The organism is Acinetobacter sp. WCHAc060042, from assembly GCF_003231195.1.
Lineage (GTDB): Bacteria > Pseudomonadota > Gammaproteobacteria > Pseudomonadales > Moraxellaceae > Acinetobacter.
In genome coordinates, this window is record NZ_QKVN01000027.1 from 21,838 (window position 1) to 33,396 (window position 11,559).

The window sequence follows — 11,559 nt, forward strand, 5'->3', positions numbered from 1 at the left end:
CTGGCATAGGGGTTTTTGAGATGCGTATGTATATATTCAAAAGGCTGTTGCTGATTGTTCCGACCTTATTTTTGATTTTGCTGATCAATTTTGCTGTGATCCAAATTGCGCCTGGAGGGCCTGTTGAGCAAGCCATTCAGCAAGCGGAAGTCATGCAAACTTTGAGTAATCTGGGCGGTGCAGGTGCAGGTTCAAATGTCTATCAAGGCGCGCAAGGACTTAGTGATGAAATGCTCGCAAAGATCAAAGCACACTATGGTTTTGATCAGCCCATGCATATACGCTTCTTTGAAATGGTGAAAAATTATGCGCAATTGGACTTCGGCACGAGCTTTTTTAAAGACCAGCCCGTTACAGCACTGATTAAGGATAAATTACCTGTATCCGTGTCCTTGGGGCTGTGGAGTGCCTTGCTAATCTATCTGATTTCCATTCCTTTGGGCATCAAAAAAGCTCGATTGCACGGTACGGTGTTTGATCAGTCTACATCGCTACTGCTGGCTGTGGCTTATGCGGTTCCTGCATTTATTTTTGCAATTCTTCTGATTGTATTTTTTGCAGGTGGCTCTTATTTTCAATGGTTCCCCTTACAAGGTTTGGTTTCGGAAAATTTTGCGGACTTGTCACTATGGGGAAAAATTAAAGATTATTTTTGGCACATGGCTTTACCGCTGTTAGCCATGGTGATTGGTGGTTTTGCCACGGTGACTTATCTCACCAAGTATTCGTTTATGGAAGAGCTCAGCAAGCCTTACGTGTTGACGGCGCGTTCTAAGGGTCTGACCGAGTCTCAAGTGTTGTATGGTCATGTGTTTCGCAATGCAATATTGATTGTGGTAGCAGGTTTACCTGAAGCTTTAATCGCTTACTTTTTTGTAGGCAATTTATTTATCGAGATCATTTTTAATTTAGATGGTTTAGGTTTGTTGGGCTTTGAGGCGATTGTGCAACGCGACTATCCTGTGATCTTTGGCACCTTGTTCATTTTTACTTTGTTGGGCTTGCTGCTACGTCTAATTGGCGATGTGTTGTATCAGTGGATTGATCCGCGAATACATTTTGATTCGCAAGGGAGAGGCTGATGTCACCCATTTTACAGGCAGGTTTCAAACGATTTAAGCAAAATAAGCTCGGGCTCAGTTGTTGTATTTTATTTCTTTGTGTTTTTGTACTGTCCTTAGCCGCAGAGCTGATCGCGAATGATAAACCGTTGTTGGTGAAGTATGATCATGCTTTGTATTTCCCTGTATTGAAACACTATCCTGAAACGACTTTTGGTGGTGTTTTCGAAACTGAAACTGAATATAAAGATCCAGTGGTCCAACAGCTGATTCAAGCAAAAGGTTGGGCCATGTGGCCGTTGATTCAATATTCATATCAAACTCCCAATGTAGATTTGACAGTCCCAGTACCATCACCACCCACGATGCAAAATTGGCTCGGGACAGATGACCAAGGTCGTGATGTCTTGGCGCGAGTATTATATGGCTTACGTGTCTCATTGCTGTTTGGTTTTATTTTGACTTTCAGTTCAGCTGTATTGGGCATTGTGATTGGGGCAATACAAGGTTATTACGGTGGTTGGGTGGATTTAATTGGGCAGCGCATTTTAGAAGTCTGGGGTGGGTTACCCATGCTGTTCATGGTGATGATTCTAGTCAGTATGTTCAGCCCCAATATCTACTGGCTGTTTTTCATCATGCTGTTATTCAGTTGGACGATTTTGGTTCCACTGGTACGTGCTGAGTTTTTAAGAGCGCGCCAGTTGGATTATGTTCGTGCAGCACGGAGTTTAGGTGTCACCAACCGAGCTATTATCTTTCGGCATATTTTACCCAATGCCATCAGCTCTAGCTTGTCACAACTGCCTTTTATCTTAACTGCCAATATTACTGCGCTAACAGCACTGGATTTCTTGGGGTATGGCCTACCACCTGATGCGGCATCACTGGGCGAGCTTTTGTTACAAGGGAAGAATAATTTAAATGCGCCGTGGTTAGCTCTGTCTGGCTTTTTCAGCTTGGCCATTGTGCTTGCGTTGCTGATGTATATCGGGGAGGCTTTGCGCGATGCATTTGACCCTAGACGCCAATAGTACAGCACCCATACTTAAAGTGAATGCACTGAGCATTCAAAGTGCAGAAAGGGTGTTAGTCGATCAGCTCAGTTTTGAACTGCGTGCTGGGCAGACTTTAGCGCTGGTTGGAGAGAGCGGTTCAGGAAAATCAATCAGCGCTTTAGCCTTGATGGGTTTATTGCCGAAAACATTGCAAGTGCAAGGCTCAGTGCTGTTAGATGGAAAAAATCTCTTAGCGCTGAACGATGCACAATTTAGGTCGATTCGTGGGCAAAAAATCGCGATGGTTTTTCAAGAGCCGATGACCGCCTTGAATTCTTTACATCGGGTGGAAAAGATCATTGCTGAGACTCTTTGGTTACAGGGGTGGTCGAAAATGCAAGCTCGGCAGCGTGTAATTGCCTTGCTGGAGGATGTGGGTATTGCAAATCCTGAAAGTGTGTTGCAACGTTTTCCTTATGAGCTGTCTGGTGGACAGCGCCAACGGGTCATGATTGCCATGGCATTGGTGCAAGAGCCTGATATTTTGATTGCTGATGAACCCACCACAGCACTAGATGTCATGCTACAAGTTCAAATTTTAGACTTGCTCAAGTCTTTACAACAGCGTCATAAGATGGCCATGATTTTGATTAGCCATGACCTCAACTTGGTGAAACATTATGCTGATGATGTTGTGGTCATCCATCAGGGCAAGGTCGTAGAGCAAGGGGCGGTTACGCAGATTTTTGAGCAATCGCAGTCTGCTTATACTCAAAACTTAATCAATCATTCTTTTGGTCAAGCCATTCACGTACAAAATGCAGCACCTTTACTCAGCTTAAAACAACTTGAGGTCAAATTTCCGATTAAAAAAGGCTGGTTGAATCGAGCGACGCAGTATCTTGCCGCAATTGAAGCTTTGGACTTGAGCTTGGCTCAAGGGCATTCGTTGGGCGTAGTGGGGGAAAGTGGTGCGGGCAAAAGTTCTTTGGCACTGGCTGTAGCAAGGTTGATTGAAAGTCGAGGACAGATCCAGTTTGGAGGACATGATTTAAACCAACTTTCGCAAAAAGCATTACGTCCATTTCGCGGTGATTTTCAAATCGTGTTTCAAGACCCGTTTGCAAGTTTGAATCCACGCATGAGTGTTGAGCAAATTATCATGGAAGGTCTGACCTTAAAACCTTTGTCCTTGTTTGAGAGGACACAGCGTGTTGAGAATGTCTTAACTCAGGTGGAGTTACCAGTCACATTTAAAAGCTATTATCCACATGAGCTATCTGGCGGACAGAGGCAGCGTGTGGCTTTGGCGAGAGCCTTGGTACTTCAACCAAAACTATTGATTTTAGATGAGCCAACCTCGGCTTTAGACCGAAGTACGCAACGTTCGATCGTGGCTTTATTACGCCGTCTACAACAGGAGCAGGGCATCAGCTATTTGTTTATTAGTCATGACTTACAAGTGGTACGAGCACTTTGCCAACACGTTTTGGTCTTGCGACATGCCAGAGTAGTAGAGTTACAAGCCACGGAACAGCTTTTTGAGCAACCGCAGTCTGACTATACGCGTCAATTGATTCAAGCCAGTCAGTATCAGTAAAATTATTTTGCTAAATAAAAGCTTAGAGAATTTGACAAAATGAATTGTCAAATTCTCTTGACTGTAGCCAAAAAACACATAGAGTAAAAACACTAAAAAATATTAAAGGATGAATTTTCATGAGCCAGCTTGCAAGTGCAATTGACATAGGGCAGGTCCATTTTAAAAATAAGATGATTAAAGGGGCGATGAGTGAAGCACTGGCCAATCAAGCAGGTCAGCCGAATCATTTGCATTTAGGTTTGTATGAGGCTTGGGCAAAGGGAGGCCTAGGCTGTGCTATTACCGGTAATGTGATGGTGGACTTCCGAGCTAAAAATGAGCCGGGTGTGGTGGTGATTGAAACCGAACGTGACTTAGAACCCTTAAAACAATGGGCTACGATTGGTAAAAAACATGGCATGGTGCAATTGGTGCAGTTGTCACATCCGGGACGTCAATGTCCAAAGGGTTTAAATAAGGAGACGGTTGCACCTTCAGCAGTTCCGTTTAGCCCTGCTTTAGCAATGAGCTTTGGAACGCCGCGAGCGCTTCGCGAAGATGAAATCCTCGATATTATCCAGCGTTTTGCAACTTCAGCTGCAATCTGTGAAAAAGCAGGCTTTGAAGGTGTGCAATTACATGGCGCGCATGGTTATCTGATTAGTCAGTTTTTATCGCCATTGACCAATAAACGCCAAGATCAATGGGGTGGTTCTGCTGAAAACCGCATGCGATTTTTATTGGAAATTTATAAAGCGGTACGTGCAGCGACTTCGGATCAGTTTATTATTTCGGTCAAACTTAATTCAGCAGATTTTCAGCGTGGTGGAATCTCGGAAGAAGATGTCATTGCGACATTTAAAGCTATTGATGCGGCTGGGATTGATTTGATTGAAATTTCAGGTGGTAGCTATGAAGCACCTGCGATGGCAGGAGTGAAGCAAGAAAAACGTAAAGCGTCGACCATTGCACGTGAGGCTTACTTTTTAGAATTTGCTGAAAAAATTCGTGAACATGTCCAGTGTAAGTTGATGGTGACAGGTGGTTTTCGCACTGTGGCTGGTATGAATGCAGCCTTAGAAAGTGGTGCGTGTGATTTTATTGGGATGGCACGCCCGTTTGCGGTAGAACCCGATGTGACCAACCGTTTAATTGCAGGGCAAGATGTGCGTTATGCAGTCGATAAGATTAAAACGGGTATTTCGATGATTGATAAAATGGCGATTATGGAAGTGATCTGGTACGCCGCGCAATTTAAGGATATCGCAGAAGGTCAACAACCAAATCCGAAACTGTCACCGCTCAAGGTGTTCTTTAATTATTTAAAAGGCAATGTGAAAGCCGTGATTAAAGGGCAAGTTAACTCTAGAAAGTCTGCCTAAGTAGAACTTACTGCGTGATAGACCAATAGTCTTCAAAATAGGAAGCAGACCATTGCCCGCGTGCCATTGCAGCATTGAAGGCAGGTCTGCTTTGTATTTGGTTGAAATAGTGTTGAATGGCCTGATACTGAGCAAACTGCGGTGTGGCATAACTGGCTGCATAGAGTGGAAACCACATTAGTATATCCGCATAACTAAACACATCGCCTGCAAAGTATGCATACGCGCTTAAGTGGATCTCAATTTGTTTAAGCTGTCGATGTAGCTCAGGATTTAAATAAGCACGATTAAACGCGCTTTGAAAGGCTAAACTCACAAAGCGCACCATAAAAGGTGTTTGTTGTTTAATGTGTTGGAAAACCTGTTTCAATGCCAAGTTGGGCATGAGACTGGCATCGCTATAACGGCTATAAAAACAGAAGTTCCAATACTGTGCATGGTCATGGGGAATAATCAACTTCTGCTGTAGTTGACATAAATATTCTACGATTGCACTGCTTTCAGTCAATTGTACGGTCTGAGTATCATGTGGAATGTCGAGCGTTGGAAATTTCAGATTGGTTTGTTTAGCTTGTGCTGTATCATAAAATTTGAGTTCGTAAGACAGCTCAAGTTCCTCAAGTAGCCAAAGAATACGCTGTGAACGTGAGTTTTGAAGATGATGTAAGATCATAAATATTTTATAGTTTTAAAATGGTAGGTCGTATCTATAAAAAGAAGAATAAAGGAAATCTAGGATGAAAAATAGCAATCTTCTTGTGATTTTAAGTGCTGTTTTACTTTGTGAAAGTCCTCAACTGCTATGGGCGAATACATCCTATCAAACCGGTGATATTATTTTTCACGTCTCGAAGTCTCAACAAAGTTTAGGGATACAAAAAGCGACCAAGTCTCGCTATAGCCATATGGGTTTAATTGTGAATAAAAATGGAAAAGCATGGGTTTTAGAGGCAGTTCAGCCTGTGAAATATACGGCACTTCAGCAGTGGATTGATCGCGGGGTTGAGCGGCATTATGTGGTGAAGCGCTTTAAATCAAATTTGACTGTTCAGCAAAAGCAGAAGCTAATCAAGAACGCAGAACAATACTTAGGCCAGCCTTATGATCTTTATTTTGAGTGGGACAATCGTGCGTTATATTGCTCAGAAATAGTCTGGAAGGCCTATGATAATGCTTTAGGTATTGAGTTGGCTCCATTATCTAAACTCAAGCAATTTGATTTAACTTCGCCTGAAGTCAAGCAACTCATGCAACAGCGATATGGGCAAAACATTCCCTCGAATGAAACTGTGATTGCACCACAGGCTATTTTTGCCTCGACAGCTTTAGTTGAAGTTGATCATAAGTAGACAGGCAATAAAAAAGCCCAAGTCATCATGCTTGGGCTTTTTTATGAGATGACTTTAGAAAAAATCAATCTCAAATATGGCGTCCCTACGGGGATTCGAACCCCGGTTACCGCCGTGAAAGGGCGATGTCCTAGGCCTCTAGACGATAGGGACAGTACAGAAGTGATGTTTTAAAACCGATTACTTTTGATCTTAAGTAATGGCGTCCCTACGGGGATTCGAACCCCGGTTACCGCCGTGAAAGGGCGATGTCCTAGGCCTCTAGACGATAGGGACTGAATAAAACTTTACTTCTGAAATTGGCGTCCCTACGGGGATTCGAACCCCGGTTACCGCCGTGAAAGGGCGATGTCCTAGGCCTCTAGACGATAGGGACGTTTCAGAGGTGGGCGTATATTAGGGTGAAAACAGAGGGGTGTCAAACGCTTTTCTCTAAATAATTCCAGTTTTAAGTGTTGAGTGCATAAAATTAAAACAATAGAGATAAAATGATCAAAAACTATATGATTTAAGTCGATTTTTTAAGCAGATCGGTGAGGCTATTTATAAACTCAGGATGTTGTAAATAACCCTCAATCAGATGAGGGTGAGCAAGATCGGTGGTGATTTGTTGATTAATAATGGCGGGATTAAATGCAAATGGTTTTTGATAGAGAGGAAATGCGCTTAGAAAATCAATATCTGAATAAAAATTGATCCAGTCGCCGTATAAAGCCACAGGTCGTTGAATGGGTTGTTGTAAATGACACTGTATGACCCGAAAAGCAAGGGGTGAAGCTAAACTAATAAACGCTTGAATGTGGAGTTCAGGGTGTTGAATTAAATAATTATAGGCAATCACGCTGCCTAGAGAGTGGGCAATCACAATCTTAGGTTTCGTACCGTGTAACTGCTCATGCAGACGTGTATGCACTGTGTGGATGAAGTGTGGATTGGATAAATATAGATAAGCTTCAATTAAAAAGCGATGAATAAAGCTGCTATGTGCTTTGGAAAGTGATTCATTAAGCTTCCTAAATCACGAAATGCAATATCCTTACTCAATAGGCTGATGTACTTAATTTTATGATTGAATGAGAGTTCATCAGAAATGGTGAGCTGAGGGTTTTGAGAAATTTCAGTCTGATGTTCGATATTGAGTGTAGCGGTGTGTGTTAGGTGAATAGGATGTAAAAAAGAAAAAGGAGACCAGTGTTGCGGTATGAGGGTGCTGGCATTAAGGGTGTTTTCTAAATGCTGACGTGTTAGAAGATCTCCGTAAAAGGCCAGCCGACTGTGTCGCTGAATATAAAGAAAGTAATCTGCTTCTCCGCACTGTTCTAAGGCCTGTTTTAAGATGATAAGCCAATGTTGAAGCAGGGTACGCGCAGTCTTATGCTGCTGATTCATCCCATGAATCCATACAATATTCATCGTGTATGCACCGATGATGTACTTGATATAAACAGTATAAAAAAAAGAGCGACCTCAGTCGCTCTTTTTAACATAAATGCTTAAGATTTATTGTGATAGAACTTATAGTAACTTACATAGCAGACTGCAATAAACAGTAAACAACCAAAGAAGCTAATACGCATGCTTGGATCAAACACCATACTGACGCAGGTGATAAAGCAGAAGATAAAGCCAAGGATTGGTACAATAGGGAACAAGGGGGCTGCAAAACCTAATTCTTCTTTTTTACGCCCTTGTTTATACCACTGACGACGGAAGTTAAATTGGCTTAAACAGATACTCATCCAAACTACGACCATGGTAAAGGCTGCAATACCAAGTAGATTGGTAAAAATTGTTTCAGGTGCAAACTGTTCAGACAGTAACCCCGGCATTCCGCCAATCATCGTGACAATGACTGCAACATAAGGAATACCGCGAGTATTTAATTTTGAAAATACTGCTGGCAATTGTTTCTGATAAGACAGTGACCACATCATACGGGATGCAGCAAACAACCCTGAGTTTGCAGCAGATAGCAGTGCTGTGATAATCACAAAACGAATGATATCTTCGGCATACGGAATGCCAATGTGTTGGAATACCGTTACAAATGGACTACTGCTCACGCCTTCAGCCGCTAAACCTGCTTCTTGATGCGGGAGGAGTGAAGTCACGACCAAGATGGTACCCACAAAGAAAATCAATAAGCGGAAAATCGCAGTATTGATGGCTTTGGGTACATTCTTGGCAGGATCTTTGGTTTCACCCGCAGCAACACCAATCAGCTCTGTACCAGAAAATGCAAAGTTTACAATCAGCATGGTAGTAAAGATTGGAAATAAGCCCTCAGGGAACCAACCTTGCGCTGTTAAGTTACTAAATAAAGGCGCAGCTTCGTAACCTCTGTAGCCAATGACTCCAAAAATTGCCATTAAACCTAATAAGATAAAAGCAACAACCGTGATAACTTTTACCAAAGCCAGCCAGAACTCAGATTCAGCGAACCATTTGGTTGAAATCATATTCAGTGTAAATACGAAAGCACCAAAAATTAGGGTCCACATCCACATTGAGCTATCTGGATACCATTCCTGCATAAGAAGGGCAGCCGCTGTAAACTCTGTGCCTAATGTGACTGACCACGTGAGCCAATACAACCAAGTGATGGTATAACCTGTACCTGGGCCTATATAGCGTTTGGCATAAGCACCAAATGAGCCAGACTCAGGCATATGAACGGCAAGTTCCCCTAAACACAGCATGACCATATAGGCAATGATCCCACCGAGAAAATAAGAAATAATGGCACCTACAGGCCCCGTTTGTGCAATGACTTCACCCGACCCTAAAAATAGACCTGTTCCGATTGCGCCACCTAGCGAAATCATGACCAGATGTCGAGTACTCATAGCGCGCTTTAAAGGCGCAGAATTGCCCTGATGCGAAGCATCATTCGGAGATGAGTGCATAAGCGTTGAATTAGTTGGGGAATGAAGCGGGCTATTGTAGTGAAAAACTGCAAATCTGCAATGAAATAATAATAATTATGAATAAGTGTTGATCAGAAGATCAAGATATGGCGTCCCTACGGGGATTCGAACCCCGGTTACCGCCGTGAAAGGGCGATGTCCTAGGCCTCTAGACGATAGGGACGTTGTGAGGTGATGCGTATATTAAGGATTAAAGGCTTATTTGTCAAAAGGGTTTTAGTTATATGTTTACCAAGAGTTCAAACATTAGACAAAACAAGCAATTAAATTTAATAGTCCAATTTGTATCGAATTAAAACTGAGCTCAAGGTGTGGACTTGAGCTCACTGTTAGTGAAGAGGCTTAATTTTTATTGTGATAGAGCCAATAGTAACTAGCATAGCAAGCTGCCATGAAAAGTAGGCAGCCAATAAAACCTGAAAGCATTTCAGGGTCTGCTGCCATACTTAAACCTGTCGCAGTACAGCAGATAAAACCTAAAATCGGAACCAATGGATACCAAGGGGTACGGAATTTTAGCTCCGATAAAGCATGACCTTGCTTTAACCATTGGCGACGGAAGTTAAACTGACTCCAGCAAATACTCATCCAGACAATCACCATAGTGAATGCAGCAACACCCATCAAGTTTTTAAAAATGACATCTGCACCAAACTGCTCAGAGAGCAAGCCCGGCAAGCCACCAATCATAGTGACCCAAATGGCAATATATGGCACCCCAGATTTACTTACTTTAGCAAAAAGCTTGGGTAGTTGGTTTTGTGAGGATAAGGCCCACATCATGCGTGATGCAGCATATAGGCCGGAGTTCGCAGTTGATAATAAGGCGGTGATGATGACAAAACGGATAAAGTCTTCAGCATAGGGGATACCCATTTGGGTGAATACAGTTACAAATGGGCTACTGCTTAAGCCACCATGTCCACCCACTTGCAAACCTGTGTTGCTATAGCTGAGCAGCGAGCTGATAACAACGATGGTTCCTACAAAGAAAATAATCAGGCGCCAAACCGCGGCATGAATGGCTTTAGGTACATTTTTTTCTGGGTTTTCAGTTTCACCTGCGGCAATGCCAATCATTTCTGTGCCATTAAAAGCAAAGTTCACAATTAATAAGGTGGTAAACAAAGGAATAAGGCCATTCGGTAGCCAGCCTTGTGCGGTTAAGTTGCTAAATAAAGGTGCAGATTCATATCCTTGAAAAGGGATGACACCGAAAATACAGGCAAAGCCTAAAAGAATGAAAATAAGTACAGTTGCGACTTTGATCATGGATAGCCAAAACTCAGACTCTGCAAAAGCTCGGGTTGAGCTAAGGTTTGAAATCAGTACGCCACTGGCAAAGATTAATGTCCATAACCAGATCGAGGTTTGTGGGAACCATTCCTGTACCAAAATGGCTGCTGCGGTAAATTCGGTGCCGAGTGTTGCCGACCAACCGAGCCAATACATCCACGACACCATATAACCTGTGCCAGGGCCAATATAACGTGTTGCAAAGGCACCAAATGAACCAGAAACAGGTAAATGTACTGCAAGCTCCCCGAGGCAAAGCATGACCATATATGCAATTAAACCACCAATAATATAAGCCAGCACAGCACCGAGAGGGCCTGCTTGAGAAATTACTTCACCTGAGCCCATAAATAGGCCTGTGCCAATGGCACCACCTAGCGATAGCATGATCAGGTGACGCGTGCTCATGGCACGTTTCAATGAGGTATTTTGCGGTGAATTCGTTGAGGGTTGTGAAGGTGGTGTTGCAGATTGCATAGTAAATGGAACAATGGGCTTAAAGTGATATTCTAGTTTTTAATAAGATGAAAATTCACATAAATTGGAATTTTCTGATGAAGTATCTGGATTAATTTAAAAAACAAATATTTGAGTTGTATATCTTAGTGATCGGGTGTTGGGTATGAGCTTTTGCTTTCGGTGTTTGAATACACTTCTTGTGACGAGTTGATTGGTTGGGGCGAGTGAGTATCTTGATTGACATACCAAAGGTAAAAAAAAGATGGCGATAAGATCAATAAACAGAGCAAAGCTTTTTTCAGCATAGTCATAAAGCACTTAAAAATGATTTACAGTATAGCGAGTAAGTTATTGAAATAAAAATATTATACATGCAAGAAAATTTGCAAGATGAAAATATAGGACTATAAGAATATAAATAAGATGGCGTCCCTACGGGGATTCGAACCCCGGTTACCGCCGTGAAAGGGCGATGTCCTAGGCCTCTAGACGATAGGGACGTTGC

The 11,559-nt window shown here is 42.5% G+C and carries 8 protein-coding genes, 5 tRNA genes and 1 pseudogene; 5 read left to right on the plus strand and 9 right to left on the minus strand.

Annotation, left to right across the window (positions count from 1 at the left end; translation table 11 throughout):
* Nucleotides 1-20 precede the first annotated feature (20 nt).
* The 4 genes from DPG01_RS12450 (at nucleotide 21) to DPG01_RS12465 (ending at nucleotide 5,023) form a co-directional block, all read left to right on the plus strand.
* Nucleotides 21-1,082, plus strand: coding sequence for a microcin C ABC transporter permease YejB (locus DPG01_RS12450; protein ID WP_110975309.1), 1,062 nt, complete (start codon nucleotides 21-23; stop codon nucleotides 1,080-1,082).
* Nucleotides 1,082-2,095 (plus strand): ABC transporter permease, encoded by a 1,014-nt coding sequence (locus DPG01_RS12455; protein WP_110975325.1) that lies wholly within the window; start codon nucleotides 1,082-1,084, stop codon nucleotides 2,093-2,095. Before DPG01_RS12450 ends, DPG01_RS12455 begins: the two co-directional genes overlap by 1 nt.
* Entirely contained in the window at nucleotides 2,070-3,659 is a 1,590-nt protein-coding gene (locus tag DPG01_RS12460) for an ABC transporter ATP-binding protein (protein ID WP_110975310.1), read from the plus strand. Before DPG01_RS12455 ends, DPG01_RS12460 begins: the two co-directional genes overlap by 26 nt.
* A 119-nt stretch (nucleotides 3,660-3,778) precedes the next feature.
* Nucleotides 3,779-5,023 (plus strand): NADH:flavin oxidoreductase/NADH oxidase family protein, encoded by a 1,245-nt coding sequence (locus DPG01_RS12465; RefSeq protein ID WP_110975311.1) that lies wholly within the window; start codon nucleotides 3,779-3,781, stop codon nucleotides 5,021-5,023.
* Nucleotides 5,024-5,030: 7 nt separating this feature from the next.
* Here DPG01_RS12465 and DPG01_RS12470 read toward each other — a convergent pair whose 3' ends face one another.
* On the minus strand, nucleotides 5,031-5,696 hold the full coding sequence (locus DPG01_RS12470; protein WP_110975312.1) for a glutathione binding-like protein: 666 nt from the start codon (nucleotides 5,694-5,696) through the stop codon (nucleotides 5,031-5,033).
* A gap of 64 nt (nucleotides 5,697-5,760) precedes the next feature.
* Between DPG01_RS12470 and DPG01_RS12475 the strand changes: the two genes are divergently transcribed.
* The gene (locus tag DPG01_RS12475) at nucleotides 5,761-6,372 is read left to right on the plus strand and encodes a YiiX family permuted papain-like enzyme (protein ID WP_110975313.1); all 612 of its coding nucleotides are present in this window, start codon (nucleotides 5,761-5,763) and stop codon (nucleotides 6,370-6,372) included.
* 77 nt (nucleotides 6,373-6,449) lie between these two features.
* Here DPG01_RS12475 and DPG01_RS12480 read toward each other — a convergent pair.
* The 8 genes and pseudogenes from DPG01_RS12480 to DPG01_RS12515 all read right to left on the minus strand — a co-directional run bounded on the left by DPG01_RS12480 (nucleotide 6,450) and on the right by DPG01_RS12515 (nucleotide 11,554).
* Nucleotides 6,450-6,525: transfer RNA gene (locus DPG01_RS12480), tRNA-Glu, on the minus strand.
* A gap of 47 nt (nucleotides 6,526-6,572) precedes the next feature.
* Nucleotides 6,573-6,648 (minus strand) — tRNA-Glu (locus DPG01_RS12485).
* A 24-nt stretch (nucleotides 6,649-6,672) separates the two neighbouring features.
* A tRNA-Glu gene (locus tag DPG01_RS12490) sits at nucleotides 6,673-6,748 on the minus strand.
* A 132-nt stretch (nucleotides 6,749-6,880) separates the two neighbouring features.
* Nucleotides 6,881-7,785 (minus strand): annotated as a pseudogene (locus DPG01_RS12495) (alpha/beta hydrolase).
* Between the two features lie 80 nt (nucleotides 7,786-7,865).
* Nucleotides 7,866-9,278, minus strand: coding sequence for an amino acid permease (locus DPG01_RS12500; protein ID WP_110975314.1), 1,413 nt, complete (start codon nucleotides 9,276-9,278; stop codon nucleotides 7,866-7,868).
* 108 nt (nucleotides 9,279-9,386) lie between these two features.
* A tRNA-Glu gene (locus DPG01_RS12505) sits at nucleotides 9,387-9,462 on the minus strand.
* Between the two features lie 179 nt (nucleotides 9,463-9,641).
* Nucleotides 9,642-11,003, minus strand: coding sequence for an amino acid permease (locus DPG01_RS12510; RefSeq protein WP_228157003.1), 1,362 nt, complete (start codon nucleotides 11,001-11,003; stop codon nucleotides 9,642-9,644).
* 475 nt (nucleotides 11,004-11,478) lie between these two features.
* A tRNA-Glu gene (locus DPG01_RS12515) sits at nucleotides 11,479-11,554 on the minus strand.
* Between the last annotated feature and the right edge of the window lie 5 nt (nucleotides 11,555-11,559).